A 21686-nucleotide genomic window follows, 5' to 3' on the forward strand; every position below is an offset into this window, starting at 1 on the left:
ATTTTAGATTTTAGATTTTAGATTTTTCACTTTGTGGTTACTTTGCGCTCTTCGACTTCGCTCAGAATGACACACGAAATCAAAAATCTAAAATCTAAAATCTAAAATTCTAAATCACTCCCATTTTCTTCATCAAAAAAGTGGCGCTTTTATTTTTACAGATTCCATTGCGGAGTTTATAATCAAAATGAAGTTCATTGTTTTGAATTTCAACTTCAAAACATTGATTCGTTAGAATATCAGGATATTCATTTGTTGTCAGGCACACTTCGATATCGTGCGTCGCGATGGCTCCAATTGCTTTTTTGGCGATAATCTTTTTCACTACTTCAATTGTTCCGTTTCGTTTATCATCAGAGTTTGTTCCTCTTAAAATTTCATCTAATAACACAAAAGCAGGTTTGTCTTCGAGAGCATCCATAATTTGTTTTAAATGCTTAATTTCGGCAAAAAAGTAAGATTCACTATCAGCTAAAGAATCTGATAATCGCATTGAAACCAAAACTGGCAATGGATGAATGTTAGCTTCTGAAGCACAGACAACAGAACCAATTCCACTTAAAACCATATTTACGCCTAAACTCCTTAAAAAAGTACTTTTTCCAGACATATTTGAGCCCGTTAAAATCATAAAGGATTCAGGATAAAAATGCGTATCATTCCCTACTCTCGTTAGTGGATTTAACAGTGGATGACCCAAATCTTTAAACCCAATTTTGTATTCTGAATTAATTTCAGGGAAAACAAAATCAGGATTATTATAGGCCAAATTAGCCAAACTATTCAAAGCTTCGAATTCACCAATGATGTTAATCCATTTTTCGATTTCGTCGGAATAATTTTCTTTCCATTTCAAAAGTGCTCTTAAAACATGAAGATTAAATAAAAATGTACCGTTAAACGCAATTGCTGTAACAAAATTGCTAATCGTGTCCATTCTGGAAAACAATTCCGAGAGTTGTTTTAAATGCGCGCTGGCAGCAGTGTTTTTAAAAAGCAATTGCTGTTGTAAATCAATTAGTTTTTTTGATTGAAATTTTTCAGTTTCTATTTTCCGAACTAATAAACTGTATTGCTTGATAATTTTATCAACGTTATCTGCCTGGGCAATTTCAGATTGAATTCGTTTTAATGATTTTCCTAAAACAATCATATTGGCAATAAAAACATAAGTCAAATACGATAATAATATTGTTTTTGAAGTTATTAAATAAGCGATTAAAAGACCAAAAAATAAAGTTGGCATAATAAGCGAAAGCGCAATTAAAACTTTAGGTAGTGAATTATTTTGAAATGATTTCCAGTACATTATCGAATCATAAGAATTCTTCGTGTCATTACTGACAGTGGCAAGCGCTAAAAAATCCTGTCTCCAGTCGATCTTAGATTTTAGTTCACTAATTGCTTCTTGATTTTCTAAAATAATTTCATTGGAAAACTGTGTGAGCAACTGATTAGCCAATGTTTTTTTTCCGATAAAAGTGGCTGTTCTGTTTAAGTTTTGAAATAATGAATGTTCGCCAAAAATATCTAAATCATACGCATACGGATGATGAAAATCATTAAACTCAATTCCGTTTTCAAAAGGAAGTTTTTCTCTTTTTAGAAATGAAATTTCATTTTCATTTATTTTTAAAAGTGCTGTAGTAATTTGTTTTTGAAATGACAAACGCGAATGAATACGCATTAAAAAAACAAAACCAACAAAAGACAGAAAAGCAAAAGCTACGTAAAGAATTTCATTTGTTTTGATGTAATAAAACAGCAAAAACAAACATAAAAAAACACTTAACAAACGTAGAATACTTATGCTATTGTACCTTTTATTGATTTTATTAAAAAGTTCAGAATAATGCGCGACTTTATCTTGATATGAATTCATTTTATTGATTTGATGAAATACAAATATAGGTTTTGAATCATAAAATCAATAGTAAAAAAAGACTGAATTTTAGTTCTCGTGCATAACTAAAACAGGCACAGAAACTTGTTTTGCTATTTTTTGAGTAAAACTTGAATCAAAAAGGCTTTCGAAAAAAGATTTTTTATGAGTTATTGTGGTCAGAACGTCTATGTCTTTATACAGAATAAAATCGATAATAGTCTCTTTTACATTATCGCTCGGAAGGACTAAAAACTCTACATTGTCGTTGGCAAACTCTACTTCCCATTCTTTAATAGTAATATCTGCAACATCTGAATGAGAATTTTTTACATACAAACTTTTTACTTTAGCACCTGTTTTTTGGGCTATTTGCAAAACTTTACGCAGTTCTTTTTTATCTTTTTCACGGTAACGCGTCGTAAATCCGATAGTTTTTATTTTTTTGCACTTTGCGTCGATAGGAACACATAAAACAGGAACTTCAACTCCTGAAATTACAGAACTGGTATTAGATCCGAGGAAAAATTTTGTCCAGTCAGAAACGCCCGTGGTACCCATTATTACAAAATCTATTTTATCTTCTTCGACGGCATTTTTTAAATTATAAATAAGATCACCATCCATCAAACGGTGTTTTATAACAATATCTTCTAAGTTACGTTCCATCGCAATGGTTCGCAGTTTTGGAATTTCATCTTTAAATACTTCAAATTTTGACAATTCTATCGAGCTATATATTGATGCATAATTTTCAGGGAAAAACTGACTGTCATAAACCGGAATTTCAAATGTATGCAGCAAAATAAGTTCTGCATTAACAATTTTAGCAAATTCTAAAGCATGTACAAAAGCATTTGTTGCAGCTTCAGAAAAATCCGTGGGTACTAATATCTTTTTCATTTTGTTTCAGGTTATAAAGTTATTCTCTCAAATTTAATCATTCTAAAAACAAACTACTCTGATAATTATCAGTAATTTAACATTTAATTTTTCCTTTTATAAATAGCCTTTTTACTTCTTAAATCTCACTTTTCAGGACAACATCGATTTCAAACTTTGTGCCTTTTTTTATACCTTTGCACCATGATAAATCAAGATTCTATAGTTGCATTGGCAACACCTTCCGGAGCTGGAGCTATTGCCATAATTCGAATTTCAGGTTCTGAAGCAATTACTATCGGAAATTCTGTCTTTAAATCAATAAAAAACAAGGACTTAACCAAACAAAAAACGCATACTTTGCACTTGGGTCATATTGTTGATGATTCAAAAACACTTGATGAAGTATTGGTTTCGGTTTTTAAAGGTCCGAACTCCTATACCGGAGAAAATACAATCGAAATTTCCTGCCACGGATCGACTTATATTCAACAGCAAATAATTCAATTGTTATTGAGAAAAGGCTGTAGAATGGCTGATGCTGGGGAATTTACGTTGAGAGCTTTTTTAAACGGAAAACTTGATTTGTCGCAGGCAGAAGCTGTTGCCGATTTGATTTCGTCTGATAATGAAGCATCTCACCAAATTGCAATGCAGCAAATGCGTGGGGGTTTTAGTAATGAAATTGCCAAATTACGCGAAGAGCTTTTAAATTTTGCCTCTTTAATTGAATTAGAATTAGACTTTGCCGAAGAAGATGTAGAATTTGCTGACCGAACTCAATTTCATGAATTATTAAATAGAATTGAATTTGTATTAAAACGTTTAATCGATTCATTTGCAGTTGGAAATGTAATTAAAAACGGAATTCCGGTTGCGATCGTTGGTGAACCAAATGTTGGTAAATCGACATTGTTAAATGCTTTATTAAACGAAGAACGAGCCATTGTCTCTGACATTGCGGGAACAACCAGAGATACAATTGAAGATGAGTTGGTTATTGGTGGAATTGGTTTCAGATTTATTGATACTGCGGGAATTCGTGAAACCAAAGATGTAGTTGAAAGTATCGGAATCAAAAAAACTTTCGAAAAAATAGAACAGGCGCAGCTCGTTATCTATCTTATGGATAGTTTAAAGTTTCAGGTTTCGAGTGCTTCGTTTATAATTGAAATTGAGAAAATAAAAAACAAATATCCCTTAAAAGAAATTTTAATTGTTTGTAATAAAATAGATCAGCTTAGTCAGGAACAACTTCAAAATACACGTCAGGAACTTGAAACTTTAAACCTGAAACAAATTTTCCTGAGTGCAAAAAATAAAGAAGGTGTGGAAGAATTAAAAGATCAATTGCTTTCGTTTGTAAATACCGGAGCCTTAAGAAATAATGAAACTATTGTCACCAATACAAGACATTATGATTCTTTATTAAAAGCTTTGGATGAAATACAAAAAGTAAAATTTGGACTTGAAACTAATCTTTCAAGTGATTTAATTGCACTCGATATTCGTGAGGCCTTGTACCAATTTGGTCTTATTACTGGTCAGGTTTCTAATGACGAATTACTTGGGAATATTTTTGCTAATTTTTGTATTGGGAAATAGCACGACAAAATATCGCAAAACAACCATAAAAAAAAAGAGTTAAATTATTGACAAACAATATTTTAACTCTTTTTTTTTATTCCTTTTTCTTTTGGATAACTAAGTACATTATCTTTTTGACTACGATATTAGGTGTTATGGCTAAATCCATTTTTTGATGTTGTTGCAATTTTGTATTACAAACAAATAGAAATATGGAATTAAAAAACAGTACTGTATTAATAACAGGCGGAACAAGTGGAATAGGTTTGGAATTTGTAAAACAACTTACCGAACAAAAGGCGAATATTATAGTTACAGGCCGCAATCTCGAAGCATTGTATGACACCAAAAAACAATATCCAAAAATTCATATATTTCAAAGCGATGTCAGTAAGCCCAATGAGATTGAACAACTTTACAAAGATGTTATTCGAGAATTTCCCGAATTGAACATTATCATTAATAATGCAGGAATTATGAGGCTGATAGATTTGCAGGATACGAAATTGGATTTGGAAAATATAAACCGTGAAATTGCCACCAATCTTACAGGGACCGTTCAGATGGTCCATCAGTTTTTGCCACATTTGCAAAAACAAAAATCAGCTGCAATTATCAATGTTTCTTCGGCTATCGCATTTTTGTCGTATTCTTCAGCACCAATTTACAGTGCCGCAAAAGCAGGCGTTCATGCTTACACCCAAGCATTGCGATTGCAATTGGAAAACACGAACGTAAAGGTTTTTGAACTGATACCGCCAGGCGTTAATACGAATCTTCAAAACAATTGGGTTATGCAGCCAAGTCCCGGGATGATGATGAATGCTGACAAACTGATTGAGGTTGCCATAAAAGGACTTTTAAAAAATAAACATGAACTCAAACCTAAATTGGTCAGTTTAATAAAATTGTTAAGCAGAATTGCTCCAAATTTACTTTTAAAGTTTGGACATAAAGAGTTTGAAAAATTTATTGAACTAAATAAAAAATAACATTCAAATTAAATACTAAAATGATAAAAAATATAATTTCGTTGGTACTATTGTTAGTTTCAGTATTACTAAATTTAAAGCACGGCTGGGATACATTTAACTACAAAAATAATCCCCAGTCAATTAAAATGATGTCAGAATTAGGCATCAATGAATCATTTGTTCCTTACCTTGGAATTTTAACCATTGTAGTTGCAGTTTTACAACTGATTCCTAAAACATTCTTCTTTGGAAATGTTTTAAATGCAATAATAATTCTTCTTATTATTGCATTATCCCTCAAAGCAGGAAATTACAAAATAGCATTGATAGAAATTCCCTTTTTGATGATACCCTTAATTCTGATCTGGCTGAAATATCCCTTTAAAAATTAAACTAACTTTGTGAAATGACAAACTCAAAACCTTACAGGATAGAATCCATTACAGAAATACATCGCCTAATGGGACTTCCTAAACCACAGCATCCGCTCATTGGATTAATAAATTTATCGGAACTGAAAAGTTCAGATGTAAATTCCGTATTATTTGAGTTATACGTTATTTCAATTAAAAGGGGTTGCGACAAACTTATTTACGGCCAACAAAAATATGATTTTGATGAAGGGTTAATGGCTTTTATCTCACCGGGACAAATTTTACGTGGAGAAGAAAATGGAGTCCCTGCTAACCTTGAAGGCTGGATGTTATTTATTCATCCTGATTTTTTGTGGAATACGACACTGGCTAAAAAAATTAAACATTATGAATATTTTGGTTATTCCACTAACGAAGCATTGTTTCTTCCGACAAAGAAGAAACCATTATAAATGATATAGTGAAAAATATTCAAAACGAATATAATTCAAACATTGATAAATTTAGTCAGGATATTATCATTTCTCATCTTGAAACGTTGCTGAATTACGCTGAACGTTTCTATCAAAGACAATTTATTACCCGAAAAATAACTAATAGTAAATTGCTAATTCAGGTGGAAGATTTACTGTCGGAATATTTCAATAATGAGGATTTAATTTCAAATAGCTTACCAACGGTCGAATACATCGCTGAGAGCTTACACATTTCTACTAAATATTTGAGTAGCCTGCTTAAACAGCTCACTGGGTTAACAACACAACAACATATTCACGAAAAATTAATTGAGAAAGCAAAAGAAAAATTATCGACAACCGAATTATCTATCGGCGAAATTGCTTATCAGCTTGGTTTTGAACATCCTCAATCATTCAGCAAACTATTTAAGGCAAAGACAAATCAAAGTCCACTAAAGTTTCGCCAATCTTTTAATTAAATTTTGAAATACAATTTTTAATTCTTCAATATAATTGATGAGTTTAATTTTAAGATAAAAAAATCGGAACAAGATTACTCCTGTTCCGATTTAATTCACTCATTTCTTTGACACTTCTGAAAAAAATTCAATTAGTGTCAAATGATATTTCTATGCTATCGTATATTTTTTTTCTGTAATAGTAGTGGTAGTTTCCGTTGTTACATTGTCTACAAATCGCCATTCAGCTTCAGAACCAGATGATGTAAATTTAAGATACGAATATCCTCGTTTATACAAATTTGCATATTCTAAATCATCTATCAGTACTGCAAATGCTTGCGCTAATTCTATCGCTTTTGAAGGGTCTGCGGTAATTCCAAGATAAGCTTCCAATCCTGGTGATGAAACAGAACTGCACGCTATTTCAGTTCCTATATAATTTCCCTGCATATCAGTAAGTTTACCCATCCATGCATTATGCGTATCTCCGGCTAAAACCACAACATTTTTTCCAGAAAGTATCGCATACAATTGTTCTCTTTCTGCAAAATAACCATCCCAGGCATCCAGATTATAGGGCAAAGTTGTCGTAACTCTCGCAATTTCCTGAGCAGTTAACGAAGGATCATTTTGCTTATGTCTCATTTTAATAACAACAAGTTCAGAGATTGCACTAATAAGAGCCTGCATGGTCGCTAGCTGTGCACTTCCGAAATAATCCACTTCTGCTAAAACTTGGTTCAAAAGCATCAGCAGCTCTGCAGGAATCAGCATTTTTGTCATCAGGATCTGCTGACCCAATACTTTCCATTTAGCAGTATCTGCATTGATCTGTGTTCCCAGCCAAGTCATTTGTTCGCTTCCGATTAATTTTCTGCTGGTGCTTAATAAATCTGTTCTAAATTTTGTCTGGTCAAAATTTCCGCTATTATCAATGTAATCAGCATAACTCATCTGCTTATCTCTTGCTATAACTCTGGTATCCATCATATAAAGCGAAAGAATATTACCGAAATTAAAACTTCTGTAAATTCTAAGATCTTTTCCTGTTTTAAGCGGAATGTATTCGCTGTAGGCTTGAAAAGCGGCCATTTTTCTCATTTGAAAATCTCCTTCGGCCGGCTGATGGTTTTCTGCACCAGATTTATAAGAATCATTAGCAAACTCATGGTCATCCCAGACACATATAAAAGGTTTTTTCTGATGAAGAAGCTGAAGATTTTTATCTCCTCTATATTGTCTGTATCGTTCTCTGTAATCGCTAAGGCTTGTAATCTCTCTGGCTGGTTTATGTTCTCTGCCCAACGGATTTGTAAAAGGATTTGTTCCGTACTGTCCTGGTGCATATTCGTAAATATAATCTCCAAGATGAACCACTACATCGGCATCTGAAGAAGCAATCGCTCCATACACATTGAAAAGTCCGGCTGGAAAATTAGAACAGGAAACAACAGCCATTTTTACATCATTTACAGTATCTGTTTTAGACGGAAGCGTGCGCGTTTCTCCAGTAACAGTTACCTGTTTGGTTTTGGCATTATAAAATCTATAATAATATTTTGTATTGGAAGAAATATTCTGAACATCTACAGCTATTGTAAAATCATTTGCAGAAGATGCTGCGGCCTGCCCTTTTCTTGTTACTTCAGAAAATGCGGCATCCTTACTTAACTCCCAGGTAATTTCAGCATCTGAACCTGCTGAATATCTTGTCCAGATAATCACTCCTGTTTCAGTAGGGTCAAAACTGGCTACTCCTGTCTCAAACCCTTCATTTTTCATTCCATCTGGTGCACCGCTGTTAGCCGTTTTATCATCGTCACTGCAGCTTTCAATAAGTGGCGCGATGAAAACTCCTCCGGCAACCAATAAAGAATTTCTAAGAAACCTTCTTCTGCTTAAATCATTGTTATTTTCCATAAAAAATTTTTATGTCAAAAAAACAATTAAAAATTACAACTCAAGTTACGGCATTTTTAATATTACCTTTCATTAATATTAACAATCTATTTACTATAATAAATTATCGAGCTGTTTGAGATCTTTAAACTTGAATTTATTCCTTTTTGAATATTAAAGTCTTCATCGGTAAAATAGCTTTTCAAATGAATGACAAATAGTTTTTATATAATTGTAGGCGTGTGATCTGCAAGAACACTTTGAATGTTAATAAGCAATATTCCGGTAAAAAAGATTAAAAAAACAACTTCAGTCTGTTACAAATCATTCATTTCGATAATCATTTCTACTTCTACTGCCATGTTCTGCGGAAGTGTAAAGACACCTATGGAAGTACGTGCATGCCTGCCCTGCTCGCCAAACACTTCAATTAATAAATCAGAAAAACCATTCATTACTTTTGATTGCTCCGTAAACGAGTCGGCAGTATTTACATAACCGTTCACTTTGACTATTCGTTTTACTTTATCCAGACTTCCAAAAGCCTGCTTAAGAATTGCGAGCTGATTGATAGCCGTTAACCTGGCGGCCTGAAATCCTTCCTCGGTACTGAGATCACGTCCAACTTTACCGGTTATATACTTTCCATCTGCTCTAAGCGGTCCTCTTCCTGAAAGATAAACCAAATTTCCAACCCTGACCATATCAACATAACTTCCTAAAGCTTCCGATAGTGGTGGTAACTTAATTCCCAGCTGATTTAATTTTTGCTCCGGAGTCTGTGCCAACAAATTAAAGCTCAATAGTAACAATGCAAGGGCTATTATATTTTTCATCGCTTCCTGTTTCAGTATTTATAAAAAGAAAGCCATCTTAAAAGACAGCTTTCTGATTTATGTTTTATTTATTTTATGAATTTGATCAACTCTGCATTAAATTTTGGAAGCTCTTCGATAAACAAGGCATGACCGCTTTTCTCGAATGGTACCAAAGTTGAATTAGCAATTGATTTGTGCATTTGTTCTGCTAATTCATAAGAACAGATTTTGTCCTGAGTACCGTGAAGGATAAGAGTTGGAATTTTGATTTTTTTCAAATCTTCTCTCAAATCAGTATCACGAAGTGCTTTCATAGATTCCGCCATTGCATAAGGAGAAGCCTGTGCCTGAATAGTACCTAACCATGCACCCTGTCCTGCAGTTACGCTTGTATCATTGGCAGGGAAAATCTTTCCGAAATTCTCAAACAACTGTGGTCTGTTTGTATTATTAAGTGTTATAAGCCCGTTTACATCTTCTTTGGTCCAGAAACCATAATTAAAATCGGCCCTTTTTGTCCAAAGTGGAGCTGCTGCACCAAACAAAGCCAGTTTAGAAACGTGGGCTGCATTATATTTGGCCACGTAATGAATCACTGTTGCCCCACCCATTGAGAATCCGCCAATTGTAGCTCCTTCAATTTTAAGTTTGTCCAATATCACTTTTATATCATCTGCATACACATCGTAATTGTAAGCTCCACCAGGTTTGTCTGATAATCCAAAGCCTCTTAAGGTGATTCCGATCACTCTGTAGCCTTTTTGGATAAGCTCTGCATATTGGTATTCATACATGGCATCACTTAAAGGCCATCCGTGAATTAGCACTACCGGTTTTCCTTCTCCTAAATCTGTTACATGCAATTTTACATTTTTTTCTACTTCGATATATTCTTCTCTTCCTAAACTTGCCGGTTTTCTTTGGCTTTGAGAGAATGCAGTTGCTACTGCTAATAAAAAAATAGCTAGGCTTGTTGTTACGATTGTTTTTAAATTGGTTTTCATTTCTTTTAGTTTAATTGTTATTTTAAGATTTCGATTTTTGTTTCTGTCATTACTTATTGACAGGACAAAATTGCTTTTTTCTTGATTATAAATCAAATTAATAATTTTTAACTATAATAAATTTTATTTATAACTATTTAATATGTAGATATTCCTATGGCATTAGCAGCGGAATGCAATTGAACTTAAATGCGGCTCTTCAATAGTATTATTCCTTTTTCATTACCAGAATCGGTTTTCCTTTTTCTACAACATAAGTAGCCAGCTCTGAAGCTTTTGCATGGCTGTTATTTCTTGCAGCATGAACAACTCCTGCCGGAATAAAAAGTACTTCACCTGCTTTTAATGTTACCGGAGCCTGACCTTCCACTTCATATTCTAATAGCCCATCAAGCACATATATCACTTCCTCGCCCGGATGAGAATGTTTGCCAAATGCGGAGTGAGCTTCAAAATCGATGCGTGCCTGAACCGTTTCATATCCGGGAACAGAAAGATCGTAACGTTGTAAATCAGTGCGTTTTATTCCTGATTGCTGGGCAGAAGCATTACTTGAAATAATCAATGCTAAAAGGCTGAAGGCAAAAACTGTTGTTGATGCAAAATTTAAATTTTTCATGTTGTTTAATTTATTTATTTAATTCTTAGTTTGTTAATTTCTTTGTCAAAAGTAGCACGACATCACCTGCCTTTAAATTGCAATCTTGCTTAGATGGACAAACTGAACAGTGAACTGGACAAAAGCGGGATTGTCATCAGTTTAATTCAACAATTTAGCTGATTATGGCAGTCACCTTTCTATATTCCTTTGCAAGTGATTTAACATTGGCATTTATAATGATTTACTTTTGATACGTATTATTATTTTTTGACAAATTTATCTAATCAATAGGCGTTAAAATAGCTACATTTGACACCATAATAGCTCTAAAAGGTCAATTTTAAATGGAAATAAGTTTAAAGGAAGAATTCAGTTTGTTATCGGGTTTTGCCGATTTATTAGGTACTGAAGTAAAAAATGGAATATTAGTAATACCCGAAAATAAAGGAAAAGGGTATTTAAGGGGCTTTAGATTAGACAATTCAATAAATATGCTCGTCCGTTTTTATGAGTTTAATGACAATCTGCTTGCTAAAAGATTTGGAAACCAAAATACACTGAATCGAATCCTATTTTCTTTTAATAATATTTTTCCTGATGCAGATTCAAAAGAAAAATATTCAGGTGATCTTCCTTCGATGCAAATTTTCAAAGGAAAACTTAATATTGAAACATTCTATCCTGGCAGAACTAAGTTCAATTCTATTTTTATCGGAATTGATTCAGACAAATTAGCAAAAACTTTAGGATTGAATCATGATAATGAATTTTTCAGAAATATCATTACCAGTGAACAGTCGATTTTATTTGAAGAGTTACTTTCGCCAAAAATTCAGCAGGTGGCAATTGAAATTATTCAGGCTGACATTCCCGATTCCCTGACCGATTTCTTTTATAAAATCAAAGCCGAAGAATTAATATGCCTGACTTTAAAAGAGCTTTTTAAAAGAGAAAATCCTACTACGCACGCACTGAACCAAATCGATGTTCAAAAAATTTATAAAGTGAGAGATACAATTTTGAATGACATTGCTGTGCCTCCGGTTATAAAAGACCTGGCTTTCCAAATAGGAATGAGCGAATCAAAATTTAAAAGATTGTTTAAACAAATTTTTGGAGACAGTTTGTTTAGCTATTACCAAAAGTTCAGAATGAAAGAAGCTGCAAGATTACTAAAAGAAAATAAAATGACTGTTTCAGAGGTTGGCTTTAAGATGGGATTTTCTAATTTAAGTCACTTTGCCAAAGTTTTTGAAGAGCATATCGGGACCAAGCCAAAATCGTTTCAAAAAAACAGATAGTCCTTAAATTATTATTAATTTTTTACTATTGCTAGAGAACCTGAAAATAATAAAGAAAGGAGAGCACCAATAATGCCCTTCCTTTCTAATGGTTCACAATCTGATTCAATATTCTAAGTAGGTACGTTCAACAACTAAATTATTTAGGACAAGACTTACCCTCTTTCCAAATATCTACTATAGATAAAGTATCTGAAATATTTTCAGTTGGATTACCTTTTACTAAAAGTAAATCAGCTCTCATTCCTTCAGCAATAATGCCTCTGTCATTTAAACTAAATCTTCTGGAAGTTACTGAAGTAGCTGACCTTAAAGCATCTATTGGAGTTAAGCCTGCCTGAACCAATAATTGCATTTCATGATGGACGCTTACTCCATGAGCAAGACCTCCAAGATGTGCCATAGGCACCGATACATCTGTACCTGTAAGTATATCTACACCTGCGTCAAATAAATCTTTTACATTATTGTAATTATCCTCCATATTACCTGATGGAAAAGTATTGAAACAAGAGCACATAGTCATTTTCCAATCTTCATTTAGCTTAGGTTCGACCCTTTCATCTTTTGCAATATGACAGGCAGAATTGCCAATTATCGACGAATTCAAAACGAGGCAAGGCGTAACAAAAATACCTTTATCTGCAATAGATTTTATCAGTTCAGGAGTCCAATCAGGTCTGTCTATAAATAAGTGTGCAAGCCCATCAACACCTACCTCAATTGCGGTCTTTGCGGCTTCAGCAGTTAATATGTGTGCAATTGCAATTTTGCCTAATCTGTGAGCTTCATCAACTGCAGCTTTTAGCACATCAGGTCTTATCATTGGTAAACCGGGCGCGTTCATCACAGTCCCTTCTTCAATCATTATTTTAAAATAATCGGCTCCATTTTCCATTTGTCTGTTTACAAACTCCACAGCACCTTCAACCGTTGTAACATCCAGTTTAACAGCATCTTCTTTGTTTCTCTCCTCAAAAGAGGCTATAAAATCTTGTTTTTCCTGCTCGGTCATTTTCTCCATCTTTTTCAGGATAAAACCTGGTATCCCATCCTCTTTAGGAATTAATTCGTCGGGATGTCCGCCGGGAGCTGTAAGAGCCATTCCGGATGAGCGAACATCGGCTACATTACTCCAATCTTTTATTTGCATTTCACGGCCTCTTTTGGTCATACCACCTTGCATTTCTAATTCAGTAGTTATCCCGAATTTTAATGCGTCTGCAAGTGAGTCTTCTGAAGTATGAACATGGGCGTCTATTAATCCGGGCAATAAAGTAGTACCTGTACCATCAATTATCTCAGCATTCTTTAAAGAAATACCATCGACTTTTTCTGCTTGTTGTGGTATGAAATCAAATATTTTTACAATTTTTCCATCTTCAAATAATACAGATTTAATTCCCAAAGCATTATTTCCATCAAATAAATTTGTATTTATGATCGCTGTCTTTTTACTTTTTATCATTTTTTTGAGTTTAAACAATTTATATTTACAAATATAATTACACATTATGAGGTATAATAGCTGTATTTGACTATATAATAGCTATAAATGGTCAAGCCTAATAAAAAGGTTATTTAGGCTTGAAAACTTTATAATTGCAGCTACCGTGCACGGATTTTATAAAAAAGCGAACAATATAAACCGAAAATCTTAGAGGTGATGAAACTGTTTTGCCTATTAATCTTGATATAAATCAATTCTTTTCCTATCAAATGTCAATCAGCAAAAAGATCTTTTGTCGGAAATTTGCGCTTTAAATAATACACTTTACAGGTCTTAAATAACAATTTTAATTTTTTTCATATATGGAAACTACTTCACTAAATAAAAAGGGTCTTGCCTCTTTTTCTCTTTACAATGTTGCTTTTACCGTTGCCGACTTAGATCAGTCTATCGAATGGTACAAATCAATCTTCGGTTTTGATCTTGTAAGCCGTGTAACCTTTACTATTCCTGCCGGATCTGCAGAAACGGCTATTATAAAAGCCGGAGAACTTCGTCTTGAACTTTTGCAGGTGCCAAATGCAAAACGAATTGATGAGCTTTTTGCAGAAGCACCACAACATCTGATTCCAATCGGGAATAAATCTATTGTGCTACAGGTGGATGATCTTGCCGTAGCTTCACAAGAGCTTGAAGAAAAAGGAGTGACATTTGTATGGCGCGAACTTTATATCGCAGGCGACAAAATGCTTTGTACTATGATTCAGGACGTAGATGGGAATAAAATAAATATTTTCCAGACCAATACCATCATAGGAAATTAAGCGCTTTATTTAAAAAGATGGCTAAAATTTCTCCGCAGGCCTTCAGAAATACTATATGTATCTCAATAGTGCAAATTTTATAAGCAGTAAATTTAAATGCGCCCTAGCGGAGATAATCTCTACTGGGGCGCATTTCTTAATTATATAACCTAATCTTTGCTGACTAAACCTGTTCTCATTTATATAAGATCCATTAAATCTTTTGTGCCGATATATCGCTCGCATGTAAATCCTTCTGCATACTTTACCTCTATTGCACGGCCAAAAATCTGATTGGTGCTTTCAATTTGTTTCAAGAGATTTAGTATACCTGCAGCACTTGAATCCGCCGCAGAAACAAACTGGGAGTTATAAGTCCTGATCACTTCTGTTTTTTGATTAAAAAAATCGCTTATATCAACAACAACGTCTGGTTTAATAAAATAGTCCTGGATGTAATGATAAACTGCTCTTGGTCTCCATTTATGCTGCGCCTTGCCCTCATGATAAGTTTCTATTTTTATTAATCCAGATAAAAATGAAGCTTCGCTTACAAGATCGGCTGCCTTTTTATGATCACTGTGACGGTCAAAAACAGCATTGGCCAAAATTATTTTAGGCTGATATTTGCGAATAATCTGAATTACTTTCAGCCTGTTTTCATGCGTATTTTCAATATTGCCGTCCATTAGATTTAACTGCTCTCTGCCAAAAAGACCAAGTTTTTTTGCTGCCTCCGCTGCTTCCTTATTTCTGGTGTCCTCATCGCCAAAACTGCCTAGCTCTCCTTTGGTTAAATCTACAATAACGACTTTTCCTGCATTGCTTATCGTTTTTAAAATCACTCCTGCAGCAGCACATTCCACATCATCAGGATGTGCCCCGAATGCTAAAATATCAATACTCATATCTTAATCTTCTTTAATTCCCAGTTTTTCCTCCAGTGCTTTTACTTTATTCTCCAAGCTTACGATGTATTCCTTCTGGGGCATAAGCGCCTCATCGATCTCCGCGGTTGTATATCGCGGCGTAATGTGCTGCGGACAGTTCCAGTCGTAGGCCTGAATTTCGAATACCATCATTCTCTCGGGACGAAATTTATAGTCTTCGGGTTTCAGCATATCGTATAATTTTTGATCATTTTCAAGATCTACAATCTTTGCCTTGGCATACAGTTTGAGTCTGGCACGGTGCGGATAAGAAAGCATAATGATCGCCACATTGTTATTGGTGGCGATATTTCCAGTAGATATATATTGTTTGTTTCCCACAAAATCAACAAAGCCAATAGTTTTATTATCAATGACTTTCATAAATCCTTTTGGACCTCCGCGATGTTGTATATACGGATATTCATTCTCTCCGAAACTTGCCATATAAAAACTGTCACGATCCTCTATAAAATAAATTTCATTATCGGTAAGTCCGTCAACTACCGACATTTTTTCCATTCTGTCATAACCATTTCTGCTTCCCTGTTTTTCCTGCAGGTCTTTAACAGCATCTGTAAAAGCTAATTTTGCATAATTCATAATTAAAGATTTAAGTTGTTAGAATTTTATAGTAGAGAAAAATTGTAATGCATGCCAAATCCTAAAAAAATGATGCTGGCAGCGTCATGTTTTAGCTATAAAGAAATATAGGGTTATTATTCCACCTATTACGATTATTATTTTTTTTAGTGTATCCTGATTTATTTTTCGTGTTAGCGAAGCTCCGTAATAACCGCCAATAAGCGCTCCTGCGATCATAATTAGGGTAAAATGCCAGTCTATAAATCCCGAGAATAAAAGTGTAAACGCTGCAACACCATTGTTTACCGCAACCATTAGCACTTTCAGCCCATTCATTTCATTTAGGTTTTTCATTCCGTAAAAAGTAAATACGGTCAAAACCATCATTCCGAGTCCTGCGCCAAAATAGCCTCCGTAAATACCCAATATCAAAAGTGGCGCAAATTTTTTGTGATCGTAGCTAAAACTTGTCTGAGTCTCTTTGCGTGATTTGAAATACTCCAAAATCCTAGAACTGAAAGAAAACAGCAGCCATGAAAACAACAGAAAATAAGGCACCAAAAATCCAAACGTTTTTGAGGAAGCGAAAATTAAAAGCATGGCTCCTAAAAAACCTCCCAATCCTGATATCGAAAGCAGGTAAATTAAAGTTCTTCGCGAAGCTTTTATATCATTCCGAAATGCTTTTGCACTTGCGATATTGCCTGGCCAGAGTGCTACTGTACTAATTGCATTTGCATTTACGGGGGAAGCTCCTGCAAAAACAAGACTCGGAAAAGCGATAAACCCTCCTCCGCCTGCAACCGCGTTGAGCACACTTCCGGCCAATGCGGCAAAGAATAGCAAAATATCAAAAGCATACTGTTCCATGATATTAATTTTTAAAATTTAACTGCCAGAATGCGATGATTTCATTGGCTATTTCTAACCCAAATTCTTCAAGCGCAAAATGTCCGGTAGGATAAAAAATCAGTTTGGAATTGGATATATCCCTCTGCAACAGTTCTGCTCCTTCTCTTTTAAAAAATTCATCATTTTCTCCCCATACGATCAAAGTTGGTGGCTGAAGTTTTTTAAGGGCTTCCTGCCAAAGCGGATACAGTTCAATATTGGTTTTGTAATCTCTTTTTAAATTGATTTGAATGGTCTTTACACCTTCTCTCTCCAATAGAAATTGATCTAAAAGATACGTTTCGGGCATAATTCTGTTTTTATTTGTCACACCGTTCACATATTCCCACTTGGTATAATCCAACTCAAAAAATTTATTTAATTGTAAAGCACTTTCATTGGTGTTTTCATCGTACAATTTTTTTATTTCCTTTAATTTATCTCCAACACCTTCCATGTAAATATTGCCATTTTGAAAAATCAGCATCTCAACACTATCAGGATTTTCAACAATACTGTGCATTAAAATAGGAGCTCCATAATCAAAAAGATAAAAACTTGCTTTGCTAATTTTCATTTCCAGCATAAATGCCGAGATTAATGCACCATAATTTTTAAAAGTATAATCAAAATCATCCTTACTCGGAATATCGCTGAATCCAAAGGCTGGAAGGTCTACGGCAATAACTCTGAAATGTTTCGCCAGAATGGGAATTATCATTTTGAACATAACAGACGAACTTGGATATCCGTGAAGTAAAAACAGTACATTTTGATTTGACACACCTGCTTCTCTATATCCAATCTGGATTCCTTCTACAGTAACATATTGGTAGTAAACATTATAATCAATGTTGTCCTGGTTATAATTTATAGCTGTTGCCATGATAAATGCTTTTAAAGGTTTTACAATTTAAGATGTCTTCTGATTATTTAAACTTTCTGTCTTTTTCCTCAATTTCGAGATCGTTGATACTGGCATATCTTTTTTGCATTAGGCCGTTTTCATCATATTCCCAATTTTCATTGCCGTAAGCTCTGAACCATTTGCCGTCTGCTGTCTGAAATTCGTATTCAAAACGTACTGCGATTCTATTTTCGTTATGCGCCCAGTATTCTTTTTTTAATTTGTAATTTTTCTCCTTTTGCCATTTTCGGGTCAAAAGTGCTATAATTTCTTCCGTGCCGTTTACAAATTCGGTTCTGTTACGCCATTCGCTGTCTTTGGTGTAAGCTTCAGAAACTCGTTTGGGATCCATACTATTCCAGGCATCTTCTGCAAGCTGAATTTTTTCTTTCGCTGTTTCAAGGGTAAAAGGCGGTAAAGGATATTTTTTTTCCATGTTTTTGATTTAATGATTTATGGGTTTGTAATTATAATTTCATTCTGCAATATCTCATGACAATTGCAGAATGAAATTTTATGCTTATTTGTTTACTTTTCTGTCAAGGAAGTCACTGATCAGTTCGCCGATTTCTTTTCCGTAGCTCTCCAAAGCAAAGTGTCCGGTTGGAAATAAATGAAATTCCAGATTTTTCAAATCTTTTTTGAAGGCCTCTGCTCCTACGCCTGGAAAAATATAATCATCTTTACCATATACGACTAAAGTTTCTGGCTGATGATCTCTAAAATATTGTTGCCATTTTGGATATAATACCACATTGGTTTGATAATCATAAAACATAGCAAGCTGAATCGCTCCGTTTTCAGGACGTTCCAAGTGTCTTAAATCAATTTCCCAATTATCAGGAGATATGGCACTTTCATCAGGTACGCTATGCGTATACTGCCATTTTAATCCGTCAGGAGAATGAAAAGTTTTAAGTGTAGCCTCGGCCTCTTTATCATCTCTATTTTTCCAATAGGCTTTAATTGGATCCCAAAATGCTTCAAGACCTTCATCATAAGCACAGCCATTTTGAATTATTAAAGTGTCTATTTTCTCCGGACTGGCACTTGCAATTCTAAACCCGATTGGTGCTCCGTAGTCCATTAAATAAAGGCTGTATTTTTGTATGTCAAGCTCACCCAAAAGCGTAGTTACGATGCCGGCCATGTTTTCAAAAGTATAATCAAAGTCTTTCATTGGTGGCTGCTCGCTTCTTCCGTATCCGGGATAATCCGGCGCAATCAAATGATATTTGTCTGATAAATCTACAATCAGATTTCTAAACATATGAGAAGATGTTGGGTAACCGTGCAGTAATACTAAAGTTGGTTTGTTTTTGTCTCCTGCTTCGCGGTAAAAAATTTCAACTCCGTTGATTTTTCTTGTGTGGTAAGTTGTTTTCATAATTATTTTTTTGGTTTATTATTAGTTTTGGTGAATTGGTGCCAGTTTCGGAAAATCAATTTCTGTTTTGGCGGTATTGTTAAAGTAATTTGTAAAAATGCTCAATGAAACAGCAGCCACTATTTCTGCAATCTGCTCCTCTTGATAACCTGCGCTTTTAAATTTTGCTATTGCTTCATCAGATACATTTCCTTTCGTATCAAGTACTGCTTTTGCAAATTCTAAAGCTGCGTTTGTTTTTTCATCTGATGAAACTCCAATTCTTGCCTGAGCCAGAGCATCAGCATCAATTCCTATTTTTCCTCCAATGAAACTGTGTGCTGAATTACAGTAATCACATCCATTTTGATTTGCAATCATTAGAGAAATTAGTTCTCTTGTTTTTGGTGTAAGTGATGAACTGTTAAGCGCAGTACTCAATCCAAGATACCCGTTTAGTACTGCTGGTGAATTTCCCATCGTTCTCATCATATTGGGAACCATGCCCATTTTACCTTTTATTGCAGTAAATAATTCTTTTGATTTACCATCTGTTTGATCTGGGTCTAAAGCTGTTAATCGTGCCATGATATTAATTATTAAATTTATATTCGTTTTGATTGTCGTTATTGACAGTACAAAGTTGCAATACTTATAGTGGCAGGAGTTAGTCACATTTTCCCGATGAGTTAACCTTTTTTCCCAAATAGGAGAAATAAAAAGAAAATAAGATCTAGAAGGGATTTAGAATGTCTTTATAAGTAGTAAAATCTCAAAAAATAGTTTACAAATCAGATAAAAATAGAGACAAAAAAAAGTGCCCTGAGTAGAGCACTTTTATAATTAGCTTGATGTTGCTAATTTAATTTTAATTTTTCGCGATACTGAATTGGTGAAACACCTTCTTTGTTTTTAAAAAACCGGCTGAAAGTCTGAATGTCTTCATAACCTAAATCATATGCAATTTCCTTTATGGATAAATTGGTATAGTTGATCTGTCTTCTTGCATGGAGCATAATCCTGTCGTGAATGATACTTATGGGAGGACGATTGGAAGCCAGTGCAAAAAGATTGGAAAGCGTTTTAGGAGACTTATTTAATTTAGAAGCATAAAAGGCTACATCGTGATGCTTGGAGAAATGCCCTTCGACTAAAAAGTTAAATTCGCGAATAATATCTACCTGGCTTTTTTCTAAACGGTCGTAATTCGCAGACTTCTTTAAACTTCTGGCGCAAAAAATCAAAATCTGTTTTAATATCGACTGCAGCATGTCTTTCTGAAGGTTGTCTTTTGCAGACATCTCATTTGAAAAGTTTTCCCAATAATTTTCAAGGAATTTAATTTCATTTTCTATGATATTTACAATCGGTACACCTGTCGCACCAAAAAACAGTAGCCCTTTGCTACCCACTTCGTTGTCATGATTAATAGGACAAAAAAAAGATTGATTCCAGCGGAGAAACCGAACCGAGTCTAAATCTAAGCTGTCAATTTTGTGGTATTCAGTTAGAAATACAACATCGTTCTTGTTTAAATTATATTCAACTTTATCGATCATAATTTTCATTTCCTCTCCTTTGTTCCAAAGTAAGGTCATATCGGTATCACCGCTTTTAAAAAGTATATCTTTATTTATGTTATCCAATTCCTCCAGAATTAGCAACTCTTTGCTGTCTCCACTATAAATCATGTCTGCTTATATTATTTAGAAGTAAAATTAAGTAAAATTATAATTCTATGGTGGTTCCAATTGCCGGTAAATAGAGTTGTAATCCTGCCTCATTAAAACTTTGAGTTGCTTTATGATGATCCATTACAATAAAACCGAAAGTATCATAATGAACGCCTAATATTTTATTAACCTCAACGAGTTTAGAAGCTTCAACAGCCTCTTCGATTCCCATTGTCAGTCCGTCACCAATAGGAAAAACAGCAAAATCAAGTTTTGTAAATTTTGGAATAATTGCCATATCGTTTGTTAGTGCTGTATCTCCGCTGTAATAAAAGTTTCCGTCCGGAGTGGTAAGGACAAAACCACAGGCAATTCCTCCGTAACTTCCATCGCTGAAACTGCTGGAATGCTGTGCAACAACACACTTAACAGAACCAAAATCCAACTCTTTTTTACCTCCGGGATTTATTGGAAAAGAATTTTCAATGCCGCTTTTCAGGAGCCAGTTATAAATTTCAAAATTACCAAGTACCATAGCGCCTGTATTTTTGGCTATTCTGACTACATCGGTAATATGATCGTAATGCGCGTGAGATAAAAAAATGTAATCTGCCTTAATCTGGTCTACATCAATATCTTTTGCTAATTCATTTGGAGTAATAAAAGGATCAAATAAGATGTTTTTTCCGCCGGCATTCACTAAAAAACAGGAATGTCCAAAATAAGTTACCTTCATATTTATAAATTTAAGAATTAGTAATCAACTTAAAATTTAGCAGGATTTAAAGGGGTAATTTAAAGCTATAAATTTAGCATTATTATTTACATATTACTCAAAAAA

23 protein-coding genes are annotated in these 21686 nt (G+C 34.2%); 7 read left to right on the top strand and 16 right to left on the bottom strand.

The genetic code is table 11. The features are described from left to right. Positions 1 to 109 precede the first annotated feature (109 nt). Complete coding sequence (locus tag EV143_RS12585) at positions 110 to 1882, bottom strand: MutS-related protein (RefSeq protein ID WP_133508293.1); 1773 nt, start codon at positions 1880 to 1882, stop codon at positions 110 to 112. 69 nt (positions 1883 to 1951) lie between these two features. Then, positions 1952 to 2785 carry a universal stress protein gene (locus tag EV143_RS12590; RefSeq protein WP_133508294.1) on the bottom strand — a complete coding sequence of 278 codons (834 nt, stop codon included), beginning with the start codon at positions 2783 to 2785 and terminating at the stop codon, positions 1952 to 1954. Between the two features lie 183 nt (positions 2786 to 2968). On the opposite strand from EV143_RS12590, the gene mnmE reads away from it, so the two are divergent. The 5 genes from mnmE to EV143_RS21980 all read left to right on the top strand — a co-directional run bounded on the left by mnmE (position 2969) and on the right by EV143_RS21980 (position 6636). Then, complete coding sequence (gene mnmE / locus EV143_RS12595; protein WP_133508295.1) at positions 2969 to 4369, top strand: tRNA uridine-5-carboxymethylaminomethyl(34) synthesis GTPase MnmE; 1401 nt, start codon at positions 2969 to 2971, stop codon at positions 4367 to 4369. Positions 4370 to 4563: 194 nt separating this feature from the next. Continuing rightward, entirely contained in the window at positions 4564 to 5343 is a 780-nt protein-coding gene (locus EV143_RS12600) for an SDR family oxidoreductase (RefSeq protein ID WP_133508296.1), read from the top strand. Positions 5344 to 5363: 20 nt separating this feature from the next. Beyond that, complete coding sequence (locus tag EV143_RS12605; protein ID WP_133508297.1) at positions 5364 to 5717, top strand: hypothetical protein; 354 nt, start codon at positions 5364 to 5366, stop codon at positions 5715 to 5717. Positions 5718 to 5731: 14 nt separating this feature from the next. Beyond that, positions 5732 to 6151, top strand: a complete 420-nt coding sequence (locus EV143_RS21975) for a hypothetical protein (protein WP_317128072.1) — start codon at positions 5732 to 5734, stop codon at positions 6149 to 6151. An 8-nt stretch (positions 6152 to 6159) separates the two neighbouring features. Beyond that, positions 6160 to 6636 (top strand): helix-turn-helix domain-containing protein, encoded by a 477-nt coding sequence (locus tag EV143_RS21980; RefSeq protein ID WP_317128073.1) that lies wholly within the window; start codon positions 6160 to 6162, stop codon positions 6634 to 6636. 150 nt (positions 6637 to 6786) lie between these two features. Here the strand turns inward: EV143_RS21980 and EV143_RS12615 are convergent, their stop codons facing one another. The 4 genes from EV143_RS12615 to EV143_RS12630 all read right to left on the bottom strand — a co-directional run bounded on the left by EV143_RS12615 (position 6787) and on the right by EV143_RS12630 (position 10958). Then, positions 6787 to 8538 (bottom strand): alkaline phosphatase D family protein, encoded by a 1752-nt coding sequence (locus EV143_RS12615; RefSeq protein WP_133508298.1) that lies wholly within the window; start codon positions 8536 to 8538, stop codon positions 6787 to 6789. A gap of 296 nt (positions 8539 to 8834) precedes the next feature. Beyond that, the gene (locus tag EV143_RS12620; protein WP_133508299.1) at positions 8835 to 9353 is read right to left on the bottom strand and encodes a RidA family protein; all 519 of its coding nucleotides are present in this window, start codon (positions 9351 to 9353) and stop codon (positions 8835 to 8837) included. Between the two features lie 68 nt (positions 9354 to 9421). Further along, positions 9422 to 10339: an alpha/beta fold hydrolase gene (locus tag EV143_RS12625; RefSeq protein WP_133508300.1), complete on the bottom strand. Its 918-nt coding sequence runs from the start codon at positions 10337 to 10339 to the stop codon at positions 9422 to 9424. 208 nt (positions 10340 to 10547) lie between these two features. Then, positions 10548 to 10958, bottom strand: coding sequence for a cupin domain-containing protein (locus EV143_RS12630; protein ID WP_133508301.1), 411 nt, complete (start codon positions 10956 to 10958; stop codon positions 10548 to 10550). A 326-nt stretch (positions 10959 to 11284) separates the two neighbouring features. Between EV143_RS12630 and EV143_RS12635 the strand changes: the two genes are divergently transcribed. Continuing rightward, positions 11285 to 12241, top strand: a complete 957-nt coding sequence (locus EV143_RS12635) for a helix-turn-helix domain-containing protein (RefSeq protein WP_133508302.1) — start codon at positions 11285 to 11287, stop codon at positions 12239 to 12241. A gap of 139 nt (positions 12242 to 12380) precedes the next feature. On the opposite strand, the gene EV143_RS12640 is transcribed toward EV143_RS12635, so the two are convergent. Next, positions 12381 to 13709 carry an amidohydrolase family protein gene (locus EV143_RS12640; RefSeq protein WP_208111273.1) on the bottom strand — a complete coding sequence of 443 codons (1329 nt, stop codon included), beginning with the start codon at positions 13707 to 13709 and terminating at the stop codon, positions 12381 to 12383. Positions 13710 to 14053: 344 nt separating this feature from the next. On the opposite strand from EV143_RS12640, the gene EV143_RS12645 reads away from it, so the two are divergent. Beyond that, complete coding sequence (locus EV143_RS12645; RefSeq protein WP_133508304.1) at positions 14054 to 14515, top strand: VOC family protein; 462 nt, start codon at positions 14054 to 14056, stop codon at positions 14513 to 14515. 179 nt (positions 14516 to 14694) lie between these two features. Here the strand turns inward: EV143_RS12645 and bshB1 are convergent, their stop codons facing one another. From bshB1 to EV143_RS12690, 9 genes are all read right to left on the bottom strand, one after another. After that, positions 14695 to 15402: a bacillithiol biosynthesis deacetylase BshB1 gene (gene bshB1, locus EV143_RS12650; RefSeq protein ID WP_133508305.1), complete on the bottom strand. Its 708-nt coding sequence runs from the start codon at positions 15400 to 15402 to the stop codon at positions 14695 to 14697. A 3-nt stretch (positions 15403 to 15405) separates the two neighbouring features. Further along, entirely contained in the window at positions 15406 to 16026 is a 621-nt protein-coding gene (locus tag EV143_RS12655) for a pyridoxamine 5'-phosphate oxidase family protein (protein WP_133508306.1), read from the bottom strand. A gap of 84 nt (positions 16027 to 16110) precedes the next feature. After that, positions 16111 to 16878 (bottom strand): sulfite exporter TauE/SafE family protein, encoded by a 768-nt coding sequence (locus EV143_RS12660; protein WP_133508307.1) that lies wholly within the window; start codon positions 16876 to 16878, stop codon positions 16111 to 16113. Between the two features lie 4 nt (positions 16879 to 16882). Next, complete coding sequence (locus EV143_RS12665) at positions 16883 to 17785, bottom strand: alpha/beta fold hydrolase (RefSeq protein ID WP_133508308.1); 903 nt, start codon at positions 17783 to 17785, stop codon at positions 16883 to 16885. A gap of 43 nt (positions 17786 to 17828) precedes the next feature. Further along, a complete protein-coding gene (locus EV143_RS12670; protein ID WP_133508309.1) occupies positions 17829 to 18242 on the bottom strand; it encodes a nuclear transport factor 2 family protein in 414 nt (137 codons plus the stop codon). 84 nt (positions 18243 to 18326) lie between these two features. Further along, on the bottom strand, positions 18327 to 19193 hold the full coding sequence (locus tag EV143_RS12675) for an alpha/beta fold hydrolase (protein ID WP_133508310.1): 867 nt from the start codon (positions 19191 to 19193) through the stop codon (positions 18327 to 18329). A gap of 21 nt (positions 19194 to 19214) precedes the next feature. After that, positions 19215 to 19760: a carboxymuconolactone decarboxylase family protein gene (locus EV143_RS12680; protein WP_133508311.1), complete on the bottom strand. Its 546-nt coding sequence runs from the start codon at positions 19758 to 19760 to the stop codon at positions 19215 to 19217. A 269-nt stretch (positions 19761 to 20029) separates the two neighbouring features. After that, positions 20030 to 20863, bottom strand: coding sequence for an AraC family transcriptional regulator (locus EV143_RS12685; RefSeq protein ID WP_133508312.1), 834 nt, complete (start codon positions 20861 to 20863; stop codon positions 20030 to 20032). Positions 20864 to 20900: 37 nt separating this feature from the next. Beyond that, on the bottom strand, positions 20901 to 21581 hold the full coding sequence (locus EV143_RS12690) for a metal-dependent hydrolase (RefSeq protein WP_133508313.1): 681 nt from the start codon (positions 21579 to 21581) through the stop codon (positions 20901 to 20903). Between the last annotated feature and the right edge of the window lie 105 nt (positions 21582 to 21686).

This window comes from Flavobacterium chryseum (genome assembly GCF_004362015.1).
GTDB lineage: Bacteria > Bacteroidota > Bacteroidia > Flavobacteriales > Flavobacteriaceae > Flavobacterium.